This is a genomic window from Cellulomonas sp. SLBN-39 (genome assembly GCF_006715865.1).
In the GTDB taxonomy this organism is placed as follows: domain Bacteria; phylum Actinomycetota; class Actinomycetes; order Actinomycetales; family Cellulomonadaceae; genus Cellulomonas.
Genome location: NZ_VFOA01000001.1, coordinates 2,382,947 through 2,406,417, shown reverse-complemented (window position 1 = coordinate 2,406,417; position 23,471 = coordinate 2,382,947). Strand labels below are relative to the sequence as shown.

Below are 23,471 nucleotides of genomic sequence, written 5' to 3'. Positions count from 1 at the left end.
CGCCCCGGTGAACACGCGGGGTCGCCCCACCGGCGCGGGAGACGAGCGGGCCGGTGCGCAGGTGGGACAGCAGGCCGTCGTCGTCGAGGACGGTGGTCACCCCAGCACGTCGACGTGCGAGCGGCGGTCAGAAACGGCCGCCGCCGCCGCGACGGCCGCTGCTCCGGCTCGACGCGCTGCGGCCCGGGGTGCTGCGGCGCGACGACGAGGACGACGAGCGGCGCGACGTGCTCGACGTGCGGCGCGCCGAGCCGGAGGACCGGCGGGACGACCCGCCGCCGCTCCAGCCGCCCCCCGACCCGCCCCACGTGGCACCCGTGGACCAGCCGCCGACGCTGCTCGGCGCGGTGGCGCGCCGGGCCGCGTCGAGGTCCGCGCGCGCCGCGCGGTGCGCCTCGGCGAGCAGGGCCACGGCCCGGTCCGCCAGCGTCGCGGCGGTCACGGGGTCGACCGGTGCGGCGGCGTGCGCCTCGGTCAGCAGGCGCTGGCCCTCCGCGAACCGCGTGCGGGCACCCGCACCGACGGCGGACCGCTGCGTGGCGAGCAGGTCGGCCCCGGAGCGCGCCGACGCGTCGCCCTGCGCGAGCAGCACGGGCAGCCGCTCCCGGGCGCGCGCCAGGGCCTCGGCCTGCGCACGGGCGGGGGCCAGGAGCGCGTCGAGCCGGGCCTCGGCGTCGGCCAGCCGGTGCAGGGCGGCGGGCGGGTCGCCGGCGGTGCGGGACGCCTGCGCGTGCGCGACGGCTGCGCGGGCGTCGGCGACGGCAGCGCCGACCTGCGGGTCCGTGGGGGCGAGGCGCGCGGCGTCGTCGACGTCGGAGCTGATCGACGTGACGGCCGCGTCGATGCGGGCGGGCGCGGCGGCCAGCTCGGCGGCGAGGTGGTCGACCGCGTCGAGCAGCGCGGTGGCGCCGGCGAGCGCGCCCTCGGCGTCCCCGGCGCGGAGCACGGCCGCCGGTCGGTCGGCGTCGAGGACCGCACGGCCCTGCGCGACGGCGTCGCGGGCGTGCGCGACCTGCGCGGCGGCGGTGCCCGCGTGGTCGGCGACCGGGGCGACGACGCTCGCGGCGTGGTGGGCGGCGATGCGGTCGAGCACGGTGCGGGCGGTCGCGGTGCGCGCGTCGAGCGCGTCGGCGCGGGCGGCGAGCTCGTCGAGCACCTGGGGGGCGCGGGCGTGCAGGTCGCGCAGCCGGGCGAGCGCGTCGGTCTGGGCGTCGAGGACGTCGTCGACCTGGTCGCACAGCGCGAGCACCCGCGTCAGGCGCGCGTGCCGCTCGGCGTCGGGCAGGTCCGCGCCGTCGTCCAGGCCGTGCTGCGCCTCGAACGCCTGCGCGAGCAGCGCCCGCGCCTCGTCGAGGGCCGCGACGAACGGGCCGACGGCGTCCGGTCCGAGCTGCGCGTCGGCGAACCCGAGCTCGGTGGCGCTGGCCTGCACCGCGTCGTCGGCCGCGACGAGAGCCTGCCCGGCGCGGCCCGCGAGGGCGTCGAGGTCGGCCGCGGCGGCGCGCCGGCGGCGCCACGCGACGAACCCCCAGGCGGCAGCGGCCACCAGGACCGCACCGGCGAGGATCCCGAGCAGCACCCGGCCCGCGCGTCCCTCCCCCGCGACCTCCTCCTCGTACCCCTGCGCGGCGGCGACCGCGGCGCCCGCCCAGTCGTCCTCGCGCAGCGCGGGCTCGATGCGGTCGGTCTGCACGCGGTCGAGCTGGGCGTCGGTGAGCCCGATCGCGTCGTCGACGGACACCTGGTAGCGGCGGGACTCCACGGCGACCGCGAGGAGCACGTCGTCGCGGCCCAGGTCCGAGGCCTGCGCGGTCGCGTCGGCCCACGCGGCCGGGTCGAGGTCGTCGAACGTGTCGACGTAGACGACGAACAGCTGGTACGGCGTCCGGTCGGCGAGCGCGTCGACCGCGGACCGGACCTCGTCGGTGCGGTCGCCGAGGACGCCGGCCTCGTCGGTGACCTCGTCCACGAGGTCGAGGGGCGGCGCGGCGACCGCGGCGCCGGGGGCGAGCAGCGCACCGGCCGCGACCGCGACGGCACCGCCGCGCAGCACCCGCGCCGACCAGGTGCCGCCGGACGTCCGGGCCGGTGACGTGCGGGCCGCCGGCGGGGCGGGCGTCGCTGGGCGCATGGGGGCGGACCTCCGGGTCGACGAGCGCGCGCGGTGCGCGACCGCCGTCAGGATCCCGCCCCGACGTCCGGCTGCCAAACCCGCCGCGGACCGTCCTCGGCCCGCGGTGCCCGAGGACGACCGTGGGCCCGCCGACGACGTCGACGGGCCCACGGGAGAGGGTGCTGCTCAGCCGGCGGCGACGAGCTCCCCGGTCGTGCGCACGGCCGACGCCTGCGTCGGGACGAAGCCGACCAGCGGGCCGCGGGCGGCACGGGCCGCGCGGGCGGCGACCTCGGCGAAGTACTCCTGGCGGCGACGGTCGGCGACACCGCCGGGGCGGTCCGACTTCTCGACCAGGTGCGGGTCGAGGTGCGTGTTCATGCCGTCGCGCAGCATGCTCAGCGCCTGCGAGCGCATCTGGCTGATCCGCGACTGCGTGACACCGAGCTCGTCGGCGACGTCGGCGCAGGTGCGGTCCTGGAAGAACAGGCCCTCGACGACGACCCGCAGGTTCTCGGGCAGGCTCGTCACGGCGGCCCGCAGGTACTCCAGCCGCTCACCCTGGATGGCGACGTCCTCGGGCAGGAGCGCGTCGTCGACCGGGTCGTACGCCTCCTCGGTGACGATCGCGTCGATGCTCAGCAGGCGGGTCTGCGCGATGTCGCGGGCGGCCGTGACCTGGTCGACGGCCATGCCGGTGGCCTGGGCGACCTCCTCACGGGTGGGCGTGCGGCCCAGCGTGCTCGACAGGACGTCGGCGGCCTGCACGACCGTCTTGGCCCGGGTGCGGGCGCCGCGGGAGATCCAGTCCATCGAGCGGAGCTCGTCGATGAGCGCGCCGCGGACCCGCAGGGCGGCGTAGCGGGCGAACGGGACGTTCGTCGACGGGTCGTACGCCCGGGCGGCCCGGACGAGCGCCAGGTGGCCGGCGGAGATGAGGTCCTGCCGCTGCACGTGCGCCGGCATGCGGCTGAGCAGGGCGTTCACCTCGTGCGTGACCACGGGCATCGTCGTGACGACGAGGTTCTCGAGGTCTGCGGGCATGGCGGAGGCAGTGGTCGTGGTCATCGCGATCACGCCCCGCGGTTCGGCGTGGGCAGCGAGGTGCCGGCGGCGCGGGACGCGGCCATGGCGGCCCACGCGGACAGACGCTCGGCGGAGGGGCGCAGGACGTTCTGCGCGGAGTTCTGGGGGTGGCCAGCGGCCGGGTGCAGCTCCATCGGAGTCTCCCTCTGTTCGGTAGCCCGGCTGACCTCTGGGGTCCCGTGGCTTTGCGTCCCCACCTCGCGATGGGTTTGCCGTTTCGCAGTGCTCGATCAACGTACGGCACACGGTCGGGCGCGCCAACCCCCCCTGGGTGAAACCACCCACGAATCTCGCGAAAATCCTCAACTCGATGACCTGGACAGACGTCCGTGAAATCGCTTGCCTGAGCAATTCCGGACGTACCGCGCCCCTCGGACCTGCGCCGATGCCAGGATGCTCCCGTGCGCGCCCCCTCACACCGGTCCTGGCAACCTTCACCCGCTCCCGCCCGCATGCTGGGACACGTCCTCGGCTGCGCCCTCGTCGTCGGCCTCGTGGTCGTCGTGCCGGGGACCGCGGCCTCCGCGATCGACGCCACGGAGGGCCTGCGCGTCGAGGACGGCACCACGTACCGGCTGGACCTGGCGGGGTCGGTCGTGCACGTGGAGCACGTCGCGACGATCACGCACGAGATGTCCGCGCAGTACTACTTCCCCGACCACTGGGTGCCCGTGATGGCCGGGGCCGTGGGCGTGACGGCCACGGCCGACGACGGCACGGTGCTGCCCGTGACCATGGAGCCGGGCGACGACGTGGTCCGCTGGGCGGCCGTCGACCTGCGCCCGGACCTGCAGGCGGGGCAGACCCGGACGGTGCGCGTCACGTACGACCTGCCCGCGCAGGAGCCGCGCAACCCGTCGTTCGCGCAGGTCAACCCCGCGTACGCGACGTTCCCGCTGTTCACGGCGGCCGATCCCGGGCTCGGCTCGGTGCGGGTGGAGGTCCCCGCGGGCGTGGACGCGTCCGTGGTCGGCGACGGCCTGGAGCGCACGGTCGACGACGACGGCACGCAGGTGTGGACCGCCGACGGGATCGAGGACAGCACCTGGTGGGCGAACGTCGTGGCGCACGACGACGCCGAGCTGGCGCAGGAGCTGGTGTTCTTCAACGACATCGGCGTCAAGGTGCAGGCCTGGCCGGGCGACACCGCGTGGCTCGACCTGACGACCGACCTGGTCGAGCGGGGCCTGCCGGTGCTGCGCGAGACGATCGGCCGGCCGTGGGGCACGGACGGGCAGCTGACCGTCCGGGAGACCTCCACGCCGTACGTGTACGGCTACGGCGGCTGGTACCAGCACGAGGAGTCCCTCATCGAGGTCGGCGACGCCCTCGACGCGCACGTCGTGCTGCACGAGATGTCGCACGCGTGGTTCAACCACGAGCTGTTCGACGGCCGGTGGATCAACGAGGCCCTCGCCGACGAGCTCGCGGCGGTCACGATGACCGAGATCGGCATGGACCGCCCCGTGCCCGACCCCGTCGACCCCGGGTCGGCGGCCGCGCTGCCGCTGAACGCGTGGGAGGACGTCGACCTCGGGGCCCCCGACGCGGAGGAGACCGAGGAGTACGGGTACGGCGCGTCGTTCTGGCTCGGGCACGCGCTCGTCGACGAGATCGGCGTCGAGACGACCGGACAGGTGCTGGCCGCCGCCTGGGACCGCGACCCCACGTACCCGGCCGCCACGGACGAGTCGCGCCACCCGCACGCGATCGGCTGGCAGGGCTTCCTCGACCTGCTCGAGGGCGTCGGCGGCTCGACCCGTGCGACGCAGCTGTACCGGGACCTCGTGGTGACCGACGAGCAGCAGGCGCTGCTGGACGAGCGGGCGCAGGCGCGCGAGGCGTACGCCGCGCTGGTCGAGCGCGGCGCCGGCTGGGCGCCGCCGGCGGCGCTGCGGGACGCCATGGCGGCCTGGGAGTTCGACGACGCGCAGGCCCTGACCCCGCGGGTCGGCAAGCTGCTGTCGGCGCGGGAGGCCCTCGACGCCGACCTGGCCGCGATCGACCTGACCGCCCCGGCGGCGTTGCGGCGGACGTTCGAGACGAGCACCGACCTCGCCGCGCTGCACCGCACGCTCGCCGACGTGCGGGACGCCGCGCGGTCCGTCGCCCGGGCCGACGCCGCCCGCGCGGACGCCGGCCCGCTGGCGGTGGTGGGCCTCGCGCTGCACGACGTCGACGGCGACGCCGCCGCGGCCCGCACCGCGCTCGCCGCCGGCGACTGGGAGGGCGCCACCCGGGCAGCCGACGCCGCCGACGCCGGTGCGTCCGGCGCCGCCCGCGACGGCGGCCTGCTGGTGCTGCTGCTCGTGGTCCTCGCCGCCGCGGCGTCGTCGGTCGTCGTGGTGCGCCGCCGCCGGCGCGCCGTGGCCCCCGCGACGGGCGCCGGGGTCGAGGTCGGCGCAGCGGGCGCCGTCGTCGCCGAGGTCGGCGCAGCGGACGGGACGGCTGTCGGAAATGACGCCGCGCCCGCGGCCCCCGCGGGGGACGATGGGGCCATGAGCCAGACCCTGAGCACCCTGACCGCCGACCTCACCACCGCCATGAAGGCCCGCGACGAGCTGCGCCGCGACACCCTGCGCCAGGTCATCGCGGCCGTGCGCACCGAGGCGAAGGCCGGTGACGTCGAGCGCGAGCTCGGCGAGGACGAGGTGCTGCAGGTCCTGGCGCGCGAGGTCAAGAAGCGCCGCGACACCGCCGAGACGTACACGCAGGTCGGTGCGACGGACCGGGCCGAGCGCGAGACCGCGGAGGCGGAGATCATCTCGACCTACCTGCCCGCCCGCCTGACCGAGGCGGAGCTGGAGGCCCTGGTCCGCGACGCGGTGGCCGAGGTCGGCGCGACGAGCATGCGCGACATGGGCGCGGTGATGAAGGTCGCCACCGAGCGTGCGGGCACGTCCGCCGACGGGCGCACGCTGTCGGCGCTGGTCCGGCAGGCCCTGGCCGGCTGACCGCCGCGACCGGCGCCGCCCGCGAGGCCGACCTCGCGGGCGGCGCCGGTGCCGCGTTCACCCTCGGTCGGCCTGACCGCCCGAGCGGCAGGCCGCTCAGGCGGTCACCGTGAGGAGTCCCAGCGCGGCGACGGCCACGCCGAGGACCACCGAGACGGCGACCAGCACCACGTGCACGACGAGGAAGCGGGTGGGGCGCCCGCCCGCGTCGCGCGCCCGCGGGTCCTGGGCGACCCGCTGGAGGAACCGGGGCCACACGACGAGGTTCCAGACCCCGGCGACGACGAGCAGGGACGACCACGCGACAGGGAGCTCCACAGGCGCCGATGCTGGCACACCCGTGCACGGTCGGCGTGGGCGGCCCGCGGCACGACCGCGACGACGCAGGTCAGACCCTCATCAGACCCTCATCGGCAAAGCCGCCGACGCACGCCTGTGCACGGTTACGGTCGAACCACCGCCTTCCGGACGTCGCACTGACCCGGGGCGGGTGCCGGCAGATCCCCTCTCTGCCGTGACGCGCACGGACGCCCGCGCACCGGGTGGTCCGTTCGACGAAAGGTGACACCCAGATGAGACGACCCCTTGCCCTGCGACTCCTCGCGACGGGCGCCACGATGGCCGTGGTGGCCGGCGTGGGCGTGAGCACGCTCGTCGCCACGGGGGCGCAGGCCGCCCCGGGCAGCGCCACCGGCTACGCCTCCCAGAACGGCGGGACCACCGGCGGCGCCGGCGGGAAGACGGTCCGCGCGACCACCGGCACGCAGATCCACGAGGCCCTGTGCTCGCGGGCCAGCGCCAGCACGCCGATCATCATCGAGGTCGCGGGGACCATCACCCCGGCGAACACCGCGAAGGTCTCGGGCAGCAGCTGCAACACGGCGGCCGGCGTGATCGAGCTCAAGCAGATCAGCAACGTCTCGATCGTCGGCGTGGGCACCTCGGCGGTGTTCAACGAGATCGGGATCCACATCCGCGAGTCCAGCAACATCATCATCCAGAACGTCACGGTCAAGAACGTCAAGAAGTCGGGCTCGCCGATCTCCAACGGTGGCGACGCGATCTCGATGGAGACGAACGTCCGCAACGTGTGGGTCGACCACGCCACCCTGGAGGCGTCGGGCGGGGAGTCGGAGGGCTTCGACGGCCTGTTCGACATGAAGGCGAACACGCAGTACGTGACGCTGTCGTACTCGATCCTGCGCAACTCGGGCCGCGGCGGGCTCATCGGCTCCTCGGAGACCGACCGCACCAACACGTTCATCACCTTCCACCACAACCTGTACGAGAACATCGACTCGCGAGCGCCGCTGCTGCGCGGCGGTGTGGCGCACATGTACAACAACCACTACGTGTCGCTGAACGAGTCGGGCATCAACTCCCGCGCCGGCGCCAAGGCCAAGGTGGAGAACAACTACTTCGAGGACTCGAAGGACGTGCTCGGCACGTTCTACACCTCGGAGGCCGGCACCTGGCAGGTCGCGGGCAACATCTTCGACAACGTGACGTGGACGGCGAAGAGCGCCGAGAACAACCCGGCGGGCCCGAACCCGACGTCGACCACCACCGTGACGATCCCCTACGCGTACACGATGGACGCCGGCAGCTGCGTGCCGACCACGGTCCGCCAGACGGCGGGTGCGGGCAAGAACCTCGCGGTCTCGAACGGCGCGTGCAGCCCGACGACGACGGCACCGACCCCGACCGCCACGGCCACGGCCACCCCGAAGCCGACGGCCACCGCGACGGCGACCGCCGCGCCGACGACGCCCGCCACGGGCGCGAACCTCAGCCTGGGCGCCGGCGCCGACGGGTCGGGCCGCGCGTCCGGCACGAGCTACGCCAACGTGACGGACGGCTCGGCCAGCACCTACTGGTCGCCGTCGTCCTCGACCGGGCGCGTCTCGGTCAAGTGGGACGCAGCGAAGACGGTGTCGCGCGTGGTCGTGAAGCAGGCGTCGGGCGGCGGGACGATCACCGCGTGGCGCGTGGTGAACAACGACACCGGCGCGGTGCTCGCCTCGGGCACCGGCACCCCGTCGACCGTCACGTTCGCCGCCACGTCGCTGAAGAAGGTCAACTTCGAGATCACCGGAGCCAGCGGCACGCCGCGCGTCGCCGAGGTCGAGACCTACGCGAAGTGACCCGTCGGCGCCCCGCGCGGGCGCCGACCCCGGCCGCCGTCGCTGACGGCAGCCACCCCTGACAGCCGCGGGCGGGACCTGCGGGAGCCGCGCACCGGCCCCGCGTCCCGCCCGCGGCCGTCGTCACGACCGCCCCCTCACCGCGCCTGTCCATGAATAGTGGACGTCCACTATGGTTGGACACGGAGGTGGTGAGCGTGACAGTCAGCGCACCAGGCACCCTGCGCACGAGCACGGCGCGCCGAGTGGTCGAGCGGGGTGGGATGCTCACGTTCGACGGCGACACGGCGGTGCTCGAGTTCGCGGGTCGACGGCTGAGCCGGCCCGTGGTGGAGGTCGTCAACGACAGCTACCCCGAGCTCGACGTCCTCCGTGGCACGACCGTGCTGGCCGACCACGTCGATGCCCGGCGGGCGGATGCGCTGCGCAGGTCAGACGCCTGGTTCGTCGACACCGAGGGGCGCATGTTCGTGCAGGCGCCCGGGGTGCTCATCGACGTCTTCACCGCGCGCCGGACGGGGCGTGCGGACGCATCCCAGGCCACGGCCCGGACACCGTCCAACCTCATGAGTCCCAGTCGCGCCCGCGTCGTCTTCGCACTGCTCGCCTGGCCAGGGCTCAGCGCACAGCCCGTGCGCACCATCGCCGCCGCGGCAGGAGCCTCGTCGGGCCTCGCCGGCCAGGTCGTCACCGCGCTCGAGGCGGACCGTCACCTGACGGCTGGCCGCGAGCGCCTCCTCGACGTCGGCGGGCTGCTCGACCAGTGGGCGACGTCCTACGCGCGCGGGCTGGGCCGCAGCATCGAGCTGGGCAGGTTCAGTGGCCCCCCCGACCTGAGCGCATGGGAGCGCGCCGGCACGCTCGTGCACGTCAGCGGCGAGGCGGCCGTCAACAGCCTGGTCGGGCCAGATCTGGTGCTCTACGTCCCCGAGCTCGACCTGCGGTCAGCGGCGGCCAGCCGATGGCGCTCGCCCCGGGACGGGGGTGCCAACATCGTGGTTCGCCGTCGCTTCTGGTCGCCACCACTGGTCGGCGAGGTCGGTAGCGCTGCGCCCGGTGCGCCGGTGCGCGCCGTGCCCGCGCCCGCACCTCTCGTCTACGCCGACCTCATCGCGTCGGGCGACCCGCGCCAGCGCGAGGCCGCCCGAGACCTCAAGGAGTCGGTCGTTGGACTTCACGAGAGCTGACGACCTCCTGCAGGGTGCCGTGGCACCCGTGGTCCGCGCCCTCACCGACGTCGGGGCGGACCCGTCCAGTCTCATGCTCGTCGGCGCCGTGTGCCGCGACGTCCTCCACCAGTCGCTCGGTCACGACGTCATGCTCCGCAGGACGAGCGACCTGGACATCGCCATCGCGGTGGACGGGTGGGACAGGTACCGGTCTGTGGCGAGCCGCCTTCAACGGGCCCCCTCACCGTCCCGGATCCGGTTCCTCGTCGCAGGCTCCGTCGTCGACCTCGTGCCGTTCGGCTCCATCGAGGACCCGTCGGGCGCGGTGCCCGGCCCGTTCGGGCGACGACACCATGAACGTCGTCGGCTTTCGACCCGTGCGAGACGCCTCTGCCGTCGTCGCGCTCATGGACGGACTCACGATATGCGTGCCGACAGTTCCCGGCTTCGCGGCCCTGAAGCTGTCCGCCTGGGCGTCGCGCAGCGCGTTCGGCGAGTACCGCGACGGGACTGACATCGCCTGCGCGATGTACTGGTACACGGTCGACGCCGGAGTCACAGAGCGCCTCTACGACCCGGAAGGGGACCTCGAGCTCCTGCTGCGCCACGAGCTCGACCACCAGACGGCAGCGGTCGAGCTGCTCGTCCGTGATGCGCTCCGCACGCTCGACGCCGACCATCGCCGAGTGCTGCTCGCCCTCTGGATGAGCAGCGGCGCCGGCGCGTGCACCCACCTGCTCGCGCAGACCCTGCGCGCGCCGCACCTGCCGGGCTGGCCGGCCGACGCCCGTCGCCTCCAGCGGCTGGCCGCGATCGTCAGCGAGGTGTTCGGCGAGCGGTGACCACGAGCACCGAGGGCACGACGACTCAGGCCTCGATCAACCGTCGCGAGATCCGAAGAGCTGGTGGGCCGCGGCGAGCGCCGTCACTTCGGGGTCGACACCCGGCAGCGCACCGCTGAGCCACAGCGTCGACAGCCCGTGCACGAGCGCCCAGGCGGCCCGGCGGGCGTCCTCCGGGTCGACGACGACACGGTCGGCGGGTACGGACGCCAGACCGTCCGCGAGCAGGTCGCCGGCACGGGTCCGCGCGGCCAGCAGGAGCGGCGACGCGGCGTCGACGAGGTCGGCGCGGAACATCACCGCGTAGTGCCCGGGGTGCGCGACGGCGAAGCGCACGTAGGCGACCGCGGTCCGGTCGAAGCGACCGTCCCCGACGGACGCTGCCAGGGCGGACGCGAGCAGGTCGAACCCCTCGGCGGCCAGGGCGGTGAACAGCCCGGAGCGGTCGCCGAAGTGGTGGGCCGGGGCGGCGTGCGAGACACCGGCGCGGCGGGCGAGGTCGCGCATCGAGAGGGCGTCGGGCCCGTCGGTGGCGACGAGGTCCGCCGCGCTGCGCAGCACCTGCGCGCGCAGGTCTCCGTGGTGGTACGGCCGGCTCATGCCGTCAGCCTACCCGCGGTCTAGGCATTGACAAGATGTGGCCGCGCGCGCAGTCTTGCCGGGTACGAAGACTTGTCACCGACTAGATCGGAGCCCGTCGTGGCACCCCTGCTCACCCTCGTCGTCACCACCCTGGTCGCGCGGGTCGCCGGCGCCGCCGGGCTCGGACCCACCGCCACGTGGCCGGGCGCGCTGGCGGTCGGCCTGGCCGCGATGTTCGCGCTGACCGCGAGCGCGCACTTCTCCCGGCGCCGCGCCGGCCTCGTCGCGATCGTCCCGCCCGGCGTCCCGCACCCGGCGGCAGCCGTGACGCTCACCGGGGTGCTCGAGGCGCTCGGTGCGGTCGGGCTGCTGGTGCCGCCGACGGTCGTGCCGGGGCTGCGCAGCGCCGCAGCCGTCGGCCTCGCCCTGCTGCTCGTCGCCCTCTTCCCCGCCAACGTCCACGCCGCGCGGGAGCGCCGCCACCCCGACGCGCCGCACACCCCGCTCGGTCGGCGCACGGCGATGCAGGTGGTCTTCCTCGCGGCCGCCGCGACCGTCGCCGTCTCGTCCGCCTGACCGGGCAGGACCGCACGGCGCCGGCCCGCGCTGCGCCACCCGGGCGAACACGGGCCCGGCCCCTCGCCGCCGGCGGAGGCGGGGCCCTAGCGTCGTCCGGATGAGCGACAGCACGGGCCGCTGGCCGGGCGGGCCCCCTCCGCCTGCCTCCCCGCCGCACCCGTACCCGGGCCCGCCGGCGTACGGCCCGAGCCTCGGCGTCCCGGGGCCGCCGCCCGCGCCGTACGGCTACGGGTTCGCACCGCCGCCGCCCCCGCGGCGACGCGGCCTCGGTGTCGTGGTCGCGCTCGTCGTGGTGGTCGTCGTGCTCGTCCTGGGCGCGGTGGTCGCCGCGGTGGTGCTGCCCGTGGCGCTGTCGCAGCGGACGGCACTCGCGCCGTGCGGCACCGAGACCGCGCCGCCGGGCGCGGGTGCCGATGCGATCGCCTACGTCGAGGCCGTGAACCGCACCACGCCGGCGCGGCAGGAGCTGAGCGACACGATCGCCGACGCCGGCATGAGGATGAGCACGGACGACCTGGTCACGGCCGTGGAGCTGGACGACCTCTTCCTCGCCGACCTGCGGGCGATCACGTTCGCCCCGGCGTCGCAGCCCGCGGCGCGGCGGATGGTGGTGGCGGTGGAGGACTACCAGGCGTTCGTGCAGCGCGCGATCGACGAGCCCGGGTACCTCGACGCGCACCGCGACGAGGATGCCGCCGTGAACCGGGAGCGTGCGGCTGCGGGCGAGGATCTGCGCACCGCGCTGGGCCTGGCGCAGTCGGGCTGCGTGTTCAACCGCCCCTGACACGGAGCCCGTGGAGGCGCCCGCCCGTCAGGGCACGGGGTCGTCAGTACACAGGTCGTCAGGGCACGGGGTCGGTGGTGACGCGCGCGACGTGCAGGGCCAGGTACGACAGCTCGTCCTCGGTGAGGGTGGCGCCGAGGCGCAGCTCGACGAGGGAGCCCAGCAGGTCCGCGCACCGCGCCGCGTCCGGGTACGACTCCCGGATCGCGGCGCCCACGGCCGAGTGCCGCTGGTCCGCGAGCTGGCGCCGCTGGTGGATCCGCACGAACAGGTACCGCAGGTGGGTCACGAACCGGCCGACGTTGACGCTGCCCGCGTCCAGCGGCCGGTCGAACTGCTGGGCGATGACGTCGAGGAACTGCTGGATCAGCCCCGTCATGGTGTAGCTGTACGACAGGTCGCCCGCGGAGAACCCGGCGTTGACCAGGTGCAGGGTCAGGCCGACGGCCTCGCTCGCCGGCAGCGGCACGTCGACCTGGGCGTTGATCGAGGCGACGAGGTCCTGCCCCTGCGCGTACTCCTGGGCGTACAGGTGCTGCACCTCGGCCAGCAGCGGGTACTCCAGGTGCTGGCCCGCGGCGGCCCGGGCCAGGGCCGCCGCGACATGGTCGGCCATCGCGACGACGACGGCCGCGTTGGCCGCGAGGCGGTCCAGGCCGGCGTCGGCGAGGGCCTGCCCGACGACCTGCACGGTCTCCGGGGGCAGACCGGCGAGCTGGGCGGCCATCCGGTCGGGGTCGTGGTCGTCGACCGGACGGAAGGTGCGCACCACCTTCGCGGGGTCCACCGGGTCCCCCGGCCGGGTCTGGAAGCCCAGACCCCGGCCGGTGAGGATGACCTCGGTGCCGTCGTCCGCGCGGGCGAGGACGACGTTGTTGTTGAAGACGCGCAGGATGTTCATCGGGCAGGCCTGGCTCGCTCCGTCGGGGTCGGGACCCTCAGGGGACCACGTCGACGACGGCGTCACCCGGGACCACGGGGCCCGCGGGTCGCGGCGTCACCCCGGCGAGGGAGCGGGTGTTGATGACCGTCACGAGGGTCGTGGTGTCGTACCCGGCGGCGCGCACGGCGGCGACGTCGACGGTGCCGAGCACCTCGCCGGCGGTGACGCGGTCGCCCTTGGTGACGGCCGACGTGAAGCCGTCCCCGGCCATGTTCACGGTGTCGATGCCGACGTGCACGAGCACCTCGACCGCGTCGTCGGTCTTGATGCCGTAGGCGTGCCGGCTGTCGGGCAGCGTGATGAGCGTGCCGGTGACGGGTGCGAGCACGTCGAGCGTGGTCGCGTCGTCCGCGGGCACGACGCCCACGCCGTCGCCCAGGGCCTTGGACGAGAACACCGCGTCCTTGACCTCGGCGAGCGGCACCAGGGTGCCGGCCAGCGGCGCGAGGAGCGTCGCGGTGGGCGCGGCGTCGGCGGGCGGGGTCGGGGCCGGCGCCCCGGCGGACGCCTCCAGCGCGAGGTCGGCCTCCGCCTGGCGTCGGGCCTCCAGCGCCTCGGCCTTCTGCTCGGCCGTGCGGTAGTCGGAGACGATCACGAGCACCATCGAGACCGCGAACGCCGCGGCGACCGCGATCGCGTACAGCGCCATCGGCTCGAACACCGGGATCGTCAGCAGGGACGTGAACGCGAAGATGCTGGTGTTCACCCCGCCGAAGATGCCGATGATCAGACCGCCGGTGAGGCAGCCGACGAGCATGCGCGGGTAGATCCGCTTGTAGCGCAGGTGGATGCCGTACAGCGACGGCTCGGAGATGCCGCCGAGGAGGCCGGCCGCGAGCGCACCGGTCGCGGTCTGGCGCATCTGCACGTCCTTGTCGCGCCAGGCGAGGAACAGCACGCCGGCCGTGGCGCCGAAGCACGCGAAGTTCCACGCACCCATGGGGCCCTGGATGAAGTCGTACCCGAGGGTGCCGATGTTCACGAGCATGAGCGCGTTGAGCGGCCAGTGCAGGCCCAGCGGGACCAGGAAGGGGTACAGCAGGGGGATGATGATCGCGAACGCGATGGGCGCGTTGCCGTTGAGCCACGCCAGGCCGCTGCCCAGGCCCGAGCCGAGCCAGATGCCGAGCGGGCCGATGAGGAACGCGGTCACGGGGATCATGACGACCATCGAGAAGAACGGCACGAAGACCATCTGGATGTTCTCGGGGAAGATCCGCTTGAGCATCTTGTAGACCAGTGCGAGCACCGCGACCATGATCAGCGGCACGAAGACCTGGCCGCCGTAGTCGTTGAGCTGCAGCGGCAGCCCGAAGACGTCCGCGACGCACGAGTCGGTGCCCAGGGTCGCGTTGGTCGTGCAGACCGTGCCGGCGAAGGCCGTCGGGTCCGACAGGCTGATGAAGTTCGGCGTCATCAGCGCACCCATGACGGTGGCCCCGACCCACGGGTCGATCTCGAGCTTCTTCGCCGCGTTGTACGCGACCATGATCGGCAGGAAGTAGAAGACCGAGCGCCACATCGCGTCGACGAACACCCAGCCCGCGGGCTTGTCGGCGGCCCGGAAGTCGACCACGCCGAGCGCGTCGAGCACCGCGGTGAACGCGATGATCAGCGAGGCGCCGAGCAGCACGCCCAGCAGCGGGCGGAACGAGTCGGACAGGTACTCGAAGAACGCGTCGAGCCAGGCGACCTTGCCGCGGGCCTTCGAGCGCGCCGCCGCCTTGACGTCGGCGTCGGACTGCCCGGCGGCGCCGACGCCCTTCATCGAGGGCAGGTTGACGATCTGGGTGTACACGGACTGCACGGCGCCACCCACCACCACCTGGTACCGGTCGCCGGACTGCGGCACGGCGCCCATGACGCCGGGCACCTTCTCGAGGGTCGCGCGGTCGACGACCGACGCGTCCTTCAGCTCGAAGCGCAGGCGGGTCGCACAGTGGGTGAGGCTGAGGACGTTGGCGGGGCCACCGACGGCGGCCACGATCTCCTCGGCCCTGTCACGCGTCGTCGCGGACGTCATGCTGGTTCTCCTCGGGGGACGGGGACCACCGGTGTCGGGGCACGAAAAAAGGCCTGAGCCGCATCACTGCGACTCAGGCCTTGCCCCGCAACGGTGGCGGGTAACAACCCTGGGATGAGCTCTCGCTCGGGGAAGACGGTAGCACCGCGCCCCCGCCCCCTCCCCCGGGACCTTCGTCGCCCCGTGACGGCCGACGACCCGCCGCGTACGGTCGGGAGCATGTGCCGCAACATCACGACCCTGCGCGGGCTCGAGCCGCCCGCCACGGCGGACGAGATCGAGGCCGCCGCCGTCCAGTACGTCCGCAAGGTGACGGGGGTGACGAAGGTCAGCGCCGCGACGCAGGAGGCGTTCGACGCCGCCGTGGCCGCCGTGGTCGCCGCGACCACCCAGGTGCTCGCCGACCTGCCGGAGCGGCGCACGCCACCGCCGACGGTGCCGCCGCTGCGCCGCGAGGACGTCGCCGCCCGCGTCGCGGCCCGCGTGGCCGCACGCGAGGAGCACGAGCGCCAGCACGCCCTGGGCGTCCCGCACACCCACTGAGCGCGCCCGGCGGTCGCGCGAGCGTCGGCGTCCGCCGGACGGATGACCGCGGGCGTCGGATCGGCCACGCCGTGGTGACGGAACGACAACGGCACCGCGGCGGGTGGCACGGGGCGCCTACGGTGCGCAGATGTCGACGACCGCGCCCGCAGCGCGCACCCGGTGGCGCCACGCGGCGGTCGCGCTCGTCCTGCTGACCGGTGCGGGGGCGACGCTGGCGACCACGCCACCGCTGGAACGCTGCCCCTCGCCGCCGGCCGACGGGGCCGTCAGCGACTTCTACGGTCCGCAGGACTACGACGTCGGGCTGACCCGGTCGGCGGCGCCCGGGCGCTTCAGCCTCGACGGGTCCGACGTCGACCAGGCGGACGTGACCTGGCCCTCGTGCGTGACGGCGGAGGACGAGACCGTGGAGGTGCACGTCCACCTCGTCCTCGACGTCGACGAGCCCGGCCCGGTCCCGGACGACGTGCTGGGCGCGCTGACCGTGCGGGACGGCCGGGGCCGGACCTGGTCGCCGGGCGAGGTCCGCGCGCAGGAGCGCCCGGCTCCGCGCTCCGAGGGCGGCGACCCGTCGCCGTCGACGGCGACGATCACCTTCGCGCTGCCGGTGGACGTCGAGCCGCCGGTGTCGCTGCACCTGGGCGGGTGGGGCAGCCTGGACGGCGCACCCCTGGGCGAGCTGTCGCTGGACGAGCCGACGTCGAGCCCGTCGTGACCGCCGATCCCCGGGCGCCCGGGCACGTGCGGGGGGACCTGGTGCTGCACCCGGTCGCCCTGGTCGGCCTCGCGGTCCTGCTCCTCAACGACCACGTGCTCAAGGCGGCCGCCCCGGGGTGGGTGACGGGCAAGCTCTCGGACCTCGCCGGGCTGGCGTTCTTCCCGTTCCTGCTGCTGGCGGGCCGCGACGTCCTGCTCCAGCGGCGGCCGACCCTCCGGTCGGCCGCCGCTGCCGCGACGCTCACCGCAGGCGTGTTCGCCGCGGTCAAGCTCTCCCCCGCGGTCCGTGGCCTGTACGTCGACGTGGTCAGCGTCCTGCGCCTCCCCGCCGACGGTCTGCTCGCGGGCGCGGGCGCACCGGTGCCCGTCGTCGTCCAGCCCGACCCCACCGACGTCCCGGCCGTCGTGGCGTGCGCGGCGGTGGTGCTGGTCCTGCTGCACGATCGCGCCCGGATCGCCGCGGCGGCCCGTCAGCCGGCGATGGCGTCGAGGTCGGCGAGGTCCTCCTCGGACAGCACCGTCGCGGCCCCGGCGATGTTCTCCCGCAGGTGGGTCACCGAGGACGTGCCGGGGATCAGCAGGATGTTCGGCGACCGCTGGAGCAGCCAGGCCAGGGCCACCGCCATGGTCGTGACGCCGAGCCGGCCGGCGACCGCCGAGAGCGCGGACGACTGCAGCGGGCTGAACCCGCCCAGCGGGAAGAACGGCACGTAGGCGATGCCGTCGCGCGCGAGGTCGTCGACGAGGTCGTCGTCGTGCCGGACCGCCAGGTTGTACATGTTCTGCACGCACACGACCGGCACGACGGTCCGCGCCTCGGCGACCTGCTCGGCGGTGACGTTGCTGAGCCCGACGTGCCGGACGCGCCCCTCCTGCTGGAGCTCGGCGAGCGTCTCGAGGGCCTCGGCGACCGGCCCGGGCTGCGGGCCACGCGCATCGCCCATGCGCAGGTTCACCAGGTCGAGCGTCTCGACGCCCAGCCCGTCGAGGTTGTCCTGCACCTGCCGGCGCAGGTCCTGCGGGCGGCGGGCCGTGGGCCACCCGCCCTGCGCGTCACGGGTGGCGCCGACCTTGGTGGCGATCAGCAGCGACGCGGGGTAGGGGTGCAGGGCCTGGCGGATGAGGGTGTTCGTGACGCGGGGGCCGTAGGCGTCGCTGGTGTCGACGTGCGTGATGCCCGCGTCGACCGCGGCGCGCAGCACGGCCAGCGCACCGTCGGGGTCGGCGGGCGGGCCGACGACCCCCGGCCCGGCGAGCTGCATCGCGCCGTAGCCGAAGCGGGTCACGGTCCGGTCCCCCAGCGTCCAGGTGCCGCCGGGGAGTGCGGTGAGGGTGGTCATGGTGGTCCTCTCGTGGTCGAGGGTGGCGCCGCACCGGCGCCGTGGACCACACTGACCGAGGCGCTTCCCGTCGGGGAGTAGGCACCTGGAAGTGCGTAACGCACCACGCGGGAGGGCAGTTGACGACGACGGCGGCGCAGCGGCGCGAGCAGGCGAGGGTCGAGTACGACGCGTTCCTCGCGGTGTGCCCGAGCAGGCAGCTGCTCGACCGGATCTCCGACAAGTGGGTCACCCTGGTGCTGTGCGGCCTGGCGGGCGACACCGCACCCGGCGACGGCGAGGGCGGCACGGGGCCGGCGCCGATGCGCTACTCGCAGCTGTCGCGCCTGCTGGCGGGCGCGAGCCAGAAGATGCTCACCCAGACCCTGCGGGCGCTGGAGGCCGACGGGCTCGTGACCCGGACGGTCACCCCGACGGTCCCGGTCACGGTGACCTACGCGCTGACCGACCTCGGGCTGTCCCTGCACCAGGCGGTCCGCCCGCTGCGCACCTGGGCGCAGACCCACATGGACGAGGTCGCCGCCCACCGCGCGAGCCTCGAGGAGCAGGCCGCGACCTGACCGGCGGAGCCGGTGCCTGTAGACGTACTTACAGTAAACGTGTCTACAGGTTCCGCTCCGGCGCGCATGCACCGCCTCCGTGGTCGCGCGAGGATGCTGCGCGTGGAGAACCCCGCTGACCAGACGATCGCCCTGCCCGTCGGGTGGCACGCCCTGACCCCCGGGCCGTCGGACGTGCCCGACCTGCACGCGCTGCGCGCCGCGCACGAGACCGCGGCCCGCGGCACCACCGGCGCCGGGCTCGCCGACGTCGAGACCGAGGTGATCGGGGACGGGTCCGCCGTGCGCAGCCACCTGCTGGTCCGGGACGCCGCCGGCACCGCCCGCGGCTGGGCCACGGTGCACGACCGCGCCGCCGGACGCGTCCTGGTCGCCGCCCTCGTCGACCCCGCGCTCGACGGCCCCGAGGCCGACGGGCTCGCCGCGGCGCTGCTCGCGTGGGCCGAGGGTACCGCCGCCGAGGTCGCCCGCGGTCGCGACTTGACGGCCACGCAGCTCGACAGCGGGGCCTTCGAGCCGGACACCCGCCAGCAGCGGTGGCTGGCCGCCGCCGGGTACACGCACGTGCGGACGTGGTTGCAGATGACCCGTCCGGTGCAGGACGAGGACCGCGGACCGGCCGCGGAGCCCGCGGCCGGCGCCGTCGTGCGGCCCGTGCGGCGCGCGGCCGACGGCATGCCGGACGAGGCCGACCTCGTGGCCGTGCACGACGTGCTGGAGCAAGCGTTCGCCGACCACTTCAACCACCACGAGGAGACCTTCGACGAGTTCTGCGACCGCCTCCGCGCCGACCCCGGGCACCGGTGGGACCACTGGTGGCTCGGCGAGCTCGTCGACGGTGACGTGCACCGGCCCGCCGGGGCCCTGGTGGCCGGCGCAAGCCTCGACGCCGACGGCACGCCCGTCGGCAGCTACGTCGAGTACCTCGGCGTGCTGCGCACCGCCCGGGGCCGCGGGCTGGCCAGCGCCCTGCTCGACGCCGTCGTCACCGACGCCGCCGAGCGCGGCCGCCGGACCGTGGGCCTGGAGGTCGACGCCGACTCCCCCACGGGCGCCGCCGACCTGTACCGGTCGCTGGGCTTCGAGACGAAGTACGTGACGCAGTCCTGGCACCGCGAGATCACGCTCGGGACGCCCTGACGGGGCACCGGACGTCCGGCACGACGCCGCCGGGCGTCCCCGGTGCCCGACCGCGGTCAGGCCGGGGTGAGCCGGTAGTGCAGGCGCAGCACCGGCAGGGGCCCGAGCGCGAGGTCGTGGTCGGTGCGCAGCACGCCCTCGTCGTCGACGTGCACGTGGAAGCGCTCGTGCACGGGGATGCGCCGCGCCCAGCAGCCCGTCGCCGTCTCGACCACGAGGTACGCGCCCTGCCCGCCCCACCCGGCGCGCGCCGAGCGCAGCTCCAGCGCCCCGCCCGCGCCGACGCGCGGAGACAGCAGGACGACCAGCCGCCCGTGCGGCAGCGGGAACGCGACCCGGACCGCCCTGCCCTGCCCGTCGCCGAGCGGCACGGTGCCGTAGAGGCCGCTGAACACGACCGCGCCGGTCGCGCGCAGGCGACGCAGCCACAGCGCACCGACCTGCGCGCCGTCGCGGTGCAGCGGCGTGACGGCGCTGGTCATGCCGTGCGCGACGTCGAGCGGGCGCAGCGGCAGCGCGAGCTGCTCCAGCCGCCGGGAGAAGAGGGTGCCGACCAGCCAGCCGAACGGCCACGCCCACGGCGACCACGCCACCCACGCGTCGAGCCGCCACCGGCTGGTCCGCTCGTAGAAGTCCCGGACCTGCGGGGCCAGGTCCGCCGCGGCGAACCCGGGGCCGTCGAGCGCCGCCATCGACGCCAGCAGGCCCGCCGTGCCGGCGTCGTCACCGACGGTCGCGCCCAGCCGAGCCGCCTCGTCGGCGAGCCACGAGTCGCCGATGACGTCCGGCCGTCCGACCGGCCCCTGCAACCACTCCGCCCGGGCGAGATCGACCCGCCGCCCGGTCGCACGGACCCAGCGCTGGGTCACCCCGTCCATCCAGCTGCCGCTCACGGCCCCAGCCTGCCGTGCCACGGCCCCGGTGCGGTCAGGCGCGCGGCGCCCGGACCGCACCGGGCCCGGTCACGCGAGCTCGACGCGGTCGGCCTGCGGGCCGCGGTCGCTCTGCCGCACCTCGTACCGCACGCGGTCGCCCTCCTCGAGGGCGTCGACGCCACGGACCACCGAGACGTGCACGAACAGGTCGTCGCCCCCGGCGTCGGGGCGGATGAACCCGAACCCGCGGTCCGCGTCGTAGCGGGCCACGACACCGTGGCCGCCCCGCGCCGGCGGACCGGAGCGCGACGGGCGGGCCGCCCCGCGCCCCCGGGCCGGCGCAGCCGGTGCCCGCCGGGGCCCGTTGCCGCGGACCAGCTCGACGTTCTGGGCCTGCGGGCCCTTCTCGCCCTGCACGACGTCGAACGCGATCCGGTCGCCCTCGACCAGCTCGGTGACGCCGCGCGGCAGGGTCCGGGCGTGCACGAACACGTCCTCGCCGGGTGCGTCGGGCGTGACGAACCCGAAGCCCTTGTCCGCGTCGTACCAGGTCACGGTGCCGTCGGCACCGTCGGCCTCCGCGGCCGCGGGCCGGCCGGCGTCGGCGCCCAGCGGCAGGAGGTGGTCCGCCTGCGGGCCCTTCTCGCCGTCGACCACGAGGAACGCGACGCGCTGCCGCTCCGCGATGACGCCGCCGCCGACGATCGCCGAGCTGTGCACGAAGATCTCCGCGTCGCCGCCGTCGGGCGTGATGAACCCGTACCCCTTGGCCGGCTCGTACCAGGACACCGTGCCGAGCACGCCCAGCGGCGCGTCGGACGCCACGTCGCCCGTGATCCGCACGTTGCGCGCCTGCGGCCCGCGGTCGCCCTCACCGATCGCGAACTCCACGGCCTGCCCCTCGCGGAGCACGCGCGTGCCGTCACCCCCGACGATCTCGGACGCGTGCACGAACAGGTCGTCGGCGCCGTCCTCGAGAGCGAGGAAGCCGAACCCTCGCTCGGCGTCGAACCAGCGGACGGTCCCCTGGGGCACGGTGAACTCCTCGTCAAGACTGCGGATGGTCCCCCCAGTCTCGCAGGACCGCGCGGCCGGCAGCACCGCACGGGCCCCCACAGCCCGCCTCACCGCTCGTAGTGTGAGCACATGCACACGACCACGAAGGGGCATGCCGCGTAGGCGCCCCCACCAGCTGCGCGCCGAGGCGCCGCAGCACCGCAGGCACCACCCGTACCGCCACCGACCGCGCGGCGGGGCACGGCTCTCGGGATCGGCCCGAGCGGCGATCCTGCGCTTCTACCCCGCGACCAGCATGATCCTCACCGCCCTCGAGACCTGGCGCCTGACCGACCACGTGGTCGAGCCGACGTTCCCGGGCTGCGAATGGGAGTGCTGCCAGTACTACCGGCCGACCCCGGAGACCCGCGACCGTCTCGAGGAGATGGTCAGGGCCCTGCCACCCCGCCCCGCCCGCGAGGTGAGCCGCCTCCTGCGCGCGACCGACGTCCGCATCAACGGCGACGCCGACGGCCCGTGGTGGCACAACCCGCTGCTGTGGCGGTAGCCGGCTCCGGCGACGACGAGCTCACGGCTCCCCGGTGCGCTCAGCGCCGCACGACCGGAGGCAACGCGGCCACGAGGTCTGGGGGCGTCACCGCGGCGAGCTCGTCGTCCGGCAGCGCCCCGAGGGCGTCGTTGACACTCGCGAAGGCCACGCGCAGGGCCGCGAAGACCGTGACCGCGAACACCTGTCCGTCGGTCCACCCCGCCGCGCGCAGCCCGGCGACGTCGGCGGACGTGGTCGTCGTCGGGCCTGTCGCGACGGCGCGCACCCAGTGCACGAGCGCGGTCTCGGCCGCGTCGAGGCCGGGCGGCGCGACGTCGCCGCGCACGACCGCGGCAGCGGTGGGGCCCGGCAGCTCGTCGGGGAACCGGGAGCCCCACGCGAGCGGGCAGTACGTGCTGCCGCGGGCGGCGGACGTGGCCAGCACCACGAGCAGCCGGTGCCGGATGCTCAGGCCCGCGGCCCCGGCCACACGGCGCGCGACCGCGAAGATCCTGTCGAGGGCGGTCGCGTCGTACGCCCACAGCCGCGAGACGTTCATGACGAACCCGCGCTCGGCGACGTCGTCGTCGAACAGCTCCTCGGCCGCGGCGTCCGGCTCCGCCGGTGCGAGGAAGCCCGCACCCGTGCTCATCGTGCGGCCGCCGTCCGGGCGAGGAACCCGGTGACGTCGACCTCGGCGCGCAGCGGCAGCCCGGCGCGCACGTGCGCCGTCGCACCGCGCTCCGCCGCCGCGAGGAACGCGGGCTCACCGACCTCCTGGATCGCCACGAAGGCAGGCCCGGTGGAGGCGAGCGCCCGCGCGTACGTCGCCGGGTCCGCGAACTCCCACGCGAACGGGATGCGGACACGGCGCACGTCGACGAACCCGGCGGCCTCGAGCACCGCCTCCCCGACGCCCGGGCGGCCCAGGCTCGTCATCGCCGCCTGGTTGCGGACCTGCGGCTCGGCCGCGAGCCGGAACGGGGCGAGCGCCCACGCCCCCGGCGACGCCTTGACGTGCCCCCACACGGTCAGCCCGAGGCGGCCGCCCGGCACGAGGACGCGACGGATCTCGTCGAGCGCGCCGGGCGTCGTGCCCCACACGCCGCGGAAGCTCGACACCACCGTGAACGTCGCGTCCGGCCAGGGCAGGTCGTGCATGTCGCCCACGCGCAGGTCGGCCTCCGGGCTGCGCACCCGGGCGACGTCGACGAGCCGCGCGGACGCGTCGACACCGGCGCACGTGGCGCCGCGCAGCGCGGCCAGCTCGACCGCGAGCCCCGCACCGCACGCCACGTCGAGCAGGTGGTCGCCGTGGTCGACGCCCAGCGCGTGGTGGAGGGCGACGTACTCGCGGCACGCCGACGGCTCGGACAGGGTCGCGAAGTCCGGGCCGCGCCGGCCCCAGCCCTCGTCGACGGCCCGCCAGTCGTGCGGGAGCGCGCCAGCCGGCAGCGTCCGGTGGGGCACGGCGCCGGGGGCTGCGGGCATCGTCGTCTCGGTCATGCCCCGATCACACCCCCGCCCG

At 75.1% G+C, this 23,471-nt stretch carries 23 protein-coding genes and 1 riboswitch; of the genes, 11 read left to right on the top strand and 12 right to left on the bottom strand.

Features of this window, described 5'->3' with window-relative positions; translation table 11 throughout:
• Window positions 1-127: 127 nt before the first annotated feature.
• The 3 genes from FBY24_RS11115 to FBY24_RS19005 all read right to left on the bottom strand — a co-directional run bounded on the left by FBY24_RS11115 (window position 128) and on the right by FBY24_RS19005 (window position 3,333).
• Window positions 128-2,131 carry a TPM domain-containing protein gene (locus tag FBY24_RS11115; RefSeq protein WP_142160598.1) on the bottom strand — a complete coding sequence of 668 codons (2,004 nt, stop codon included), beginning with the start codon at window positions 2,129-2,131 and terminating at the stop codon, window positions 128-130.
• Between the two features lie 168 nt (window positions 2,132-2,299).
• A complete protein-coding gene (locus FBY24_RS11110) occupies window positions 2,300-3,181 on the bottom strand; it encodes a sigma-70 family RNA polymerase sigma factor (protein WP_255432352.1) in 882 nt (293 codons plus the stop codon).
• A gap of 5 nt (window positions 3,182-3,186) precedes the next feature.
• Entirely contained in the window at window positions 3,187-3,333 is a 147-nt protein-coding gene (locus FBY24_RS19005; protein ID WP_160158497.1) for a hypothetical protein, read from the bottom strand.
• A gap of 15 nt (window positions 3,334-3,348) precedes the next feature.
• A riboswitch (cyclic di-GMP riboswitch) is annotated at window positions 3,349-3,423 on the bottom strand.
• A gap of 228 nt (window positions 3,424-3,651) precedes the next feature.
• Here FBY24_RS19005 and FBY24_RS19785 point away from each other — a divergent pair.
• Window positions 3,652-6,153 carry a GatB/YqeY domain-containing protein gene (locus FBY24_RS19785; RefSeq protein ID WP_370510982.1) on the top strand — a complete coding sequence of 834 codons (2,502 nt, stop codon included), beginning with the start codon at window positions 3,652-3,654 and terminating at the stop codon, window positions 6,151-6,153.
• 96 nt (window positions 6,154-6,249) lie between these two features.
• Here FBY24_RS19785 and FBY24_RS11100 read toward each other — a convergent pair whose 3' ends face one another.
• Window positions 6,250-6,471: an SCO4848 family membrane protein gene (locus FBY24_RS11100; protein WP_142160596.1), complete on the bottom strand. Its 222-nt coding sequence runs from the start codon at window positions 6,469-6,471 to the stop codon at window positions 6,250-6,252.
• 254 nt (window positions 6,472-6,725) lie between these two features.
• On the opposite strand from FBY24_RS11100, the gene FBY24_RS11095 reads away from it, so the two are divergent.
• The 3 genes from FBY24_RS11095 to FBY24_RS11085 all read left to right on the top strand — a co-directional run bounded on the left by FBY24_RS11095 (window position 6,726) and on the right by FBY24_RS11085 (window position 10,308).
• Window positions 6,726-8,297: a polysaccharide lyase family 1 protein gene (locus FBY24_RS11095; protein WP_142160594.1), complete on the top strand. Its 1,572-nt coding sequence runs from the start codon at window positions 6,726-6,728 to the stop codon at window positions 8,295-8,297.
• Between the two features lie 197 nt (window positions 8,298-8,494).
• Entirely contained in the window at window positions 8,495-9,484 is a 990-nt protein-coding gene (locus tag FBY24_RS11090; protein WP_160158496.1) for a type IV toxin-antitoxin system AbiEi family antitoxin, read from the top strand.
• A gap of 359 nt (window positions 9,485-9,843) precedes the next feature.
• The gene (locus FBY24_RS11085) at window positions 9,844-10,308 is read left to right on the top strand and encodes a hypothetical protein (RefSeq protein ID WP_142160590.1); all 465 of its coding nucleotides are present in this window, start codon (window positions 9,844-9,846) and stop codon (window positions 10,306-10,308) included.
• Between the two features lie 36 nt (window positions 10,309-10,344).
• On the opposite strand, the gene FBY24_RS11080 is transcribed toward FBY24_RS11085, so the two are convergent.
• A complete protein-coding gene (locus FBY24_RS11080; RefSeq protein WP_142160588.1) occupies window positions 10,345-10,908 on the bottom strand; it encodes a TetR/AcrR family transcriptional regulator in 564 nt (187 codons plus the stop codon).
• A gap of 99 nt (window positions 10,909-11,007) precedes the next feature.
• On the opposite strand from FBY24_RS11080, the gene FBY24_RS11075 reads away from it, so the two are divergent.
• Window positions 11,008-11,466, top strand: coding sequence for a DoxX family protein (locus FBY24_RS11075; protein ID WP_142160586.1), 459 nt, complete (start codon window positions 11,008-11,010; stop codon window positions 11,464-11,466).
• 100 nt (window positions 11,467-11,566) lie between these two features.
• Entirely contained in the window at window positions 11,567-12,253 is a 687-nt protein-coding gene (locus tag FBY24_RS11070; protein ID WP_142160584.1) for a hypothetical protein, read from the top strand.
• A gap of 58 nt (window positions 12,254-12,311) precedes the next feature.
• On the opposite strand, the gene FBY24_RS11065 is transcribed toward FBY24_RS11070, so the two are convergent.
• A complete protein-coding gene (locus FBY24_RS11065) occupies window positions 12,312-13,154 on the bottom strand; it encodes a PRD domain-containing protein (RefSeq protein WP_142160582.1) in 843 nt (280 codons plus the stop codon).
• 37 nt (window positions 13,155-13,191) lie between these two features.
• The gene (locus FBY24_RS11060) at window positions 13,192-15,219 is read right to left on the bottom strand and encodes a glucose PTS transporter subunit IIA (protein WP_142160580.1); all 2,028 of its coding nucleotides are present in this window, start codon (window positions 15,217-15,219) and stop codon (window positions 13,192-13,194) included.
• A 219-nt stretch (window positions 15,220-15,438) separates the two neighbouring features.
• Between FBY24_RS11060 and FBY24_RS11055 the strand changes: the two genes are divergently transcribed.
• Together FBY24_RS11055 and FBY24_RS11050 are read left to right on the top strand one after the other, a co-directional pair.
• The gene (locus FBY24_RS11055; RefSeq protein WP_142160578.1) at window positions 15,439-15,762 is read left to right on the top strand and encodes a DUF2277 domain-containing protein; all 324 of its coding nucleotides are present in this window, start codon (window positions 15,439-15,441) and stop codon (window positions 15,760-15,762) included.
• A gap of 130 nt (window positions 15,763-15,892) precedes the next feature.
• The gene (locus FBY24_RS11050; RefSeq protein ID WP_142160576.1) at window positions 15,893-16,480 is read left to right on the top strand and encodes a hypothetical protein; all 588 of its coding nucleotides are present in this window, start codon (window positions 15,893-15,895) and stop codon (window positions 16,478-16,480) included.
• A gap of 472 nt (window positions 16,481-16,952) precedes the next feature.
• Here FBY24_RS11050 and FBY24_RS11045 read toward each other — a convergent pair whose 3' ends face one another.
• Window positions 16,953-17,822, bottom strand: a complete 870-nt coding sequence (locus FBY24_RS11045) for an oxidoreductase (protein WP_142160574.1) — start codon at window positions 17,820-17,822, stop codon at window positions 16,953-16,955.
• Window positions 17,823-17,941: 119 nt separating this feature from the next.
• Here FBY24_RS11045 and FBY24_RS11040 point away from each other — a divergent pair, with 119 nt between their 5' ends.
• Both FBY24_RS11040 and FBY24_RS11035 read left to right on the top strand, forming a co-directional pair.
• Complete coding sequence (locus tag FBY24_RS11040; RefSeq protein ID WP_142160572.1) at window positions 17,942-18,382, top strand: helix-turn-helix domain-containing protein; 441 nt, start codon at window positions 17,942-17,944, stop codon at window positions 18,380-18,382.
• Between the two features lie 102 nt (window positions 18,383-18,484).
• Window positions 18,485-19,522, top strand: a complete 1,038-nt coding sequence (locus FBY24_RS11035) for an N-acetyltransferase (protein ID WP_255432351.1) — start codon at window positions 18,485-18,487, stop codon at window positions 19,520-19,522.
• 56 nt (window positions 19,523-19,578) lie between these two features.
• Here FBY24_RS11035 and FBY24_RS11030 read toward each other — a convergent pair whose 3' ends face one another.
• On the bottom strand, window positions 19,579-20,415 hold the full coding sequence (locus FBY24_RS11030) for a hypothetical protein (protein ID WP_255432350.1): 837 nt from the start codon (window positions 20,413-20,415) through the stop codon (window positions 19,579-19,581).
• 69 nt (window positions 20,416-20,484) lie between these two features.
• Complete coding sequence (locus tag FBY24_RS19675; RefSeq protein WP_174243486.1) at window positions 20,485-21,432, bottom strand: cold-shock protein; 948 nt, start codon at window positions 21,430-21,432, stop codon at window positions 20,485-20,487.
• 133 nt (window positions 21,433-21,565) lie between these two features.
• Here FBY24_RS19675 and FBY24_RS11020 point away from each other — a divergent pair, with 133 nt between their 5' ends.
• Entirely contained in the window at window positions 21,566-21,961 is a 396-nt protein-coding gene (locus tag FBY24_RS11020; RefSeq protein ID WP_142160566.1) for a hypothetical protein, read from the top strand.
• A 40-nt stretch (window positions 21,962-22,001) separates the two neighbouring features.
• On the opposite strand, the gene FBY24_RS11015 is transcribed toward FBY24_RS11020, so the two are convergent.
• Window positions 22,002-22,595, bottom strand: coding sequence for a carboxymuconolactone decarboxylase family protein (locus tag FBY24_RS11015; protein WP_142160564.1), 594 nt, complete (start codon window positions 22,593-22,595; stop codon window positions 22,002-22,004).
• Window positions 22,592-23,449, bottom strand: coding sequence for a class I SAM-dependent methyltransferase (locus tag FBY24_RS11010; protein ID WP_142160562.1), 858 nt, complete (start codon window positions 23,447-23,449; stop codon window positions 22,592-22,594). The genes FBY24_RS11015 and FBY24_RS11010 overlap by 4 nt, the downstream gene beginning before the upstream one ends.
• Between the last annotated feature and the right edge of the window lie 22 nt (window positions 23,450-23,471).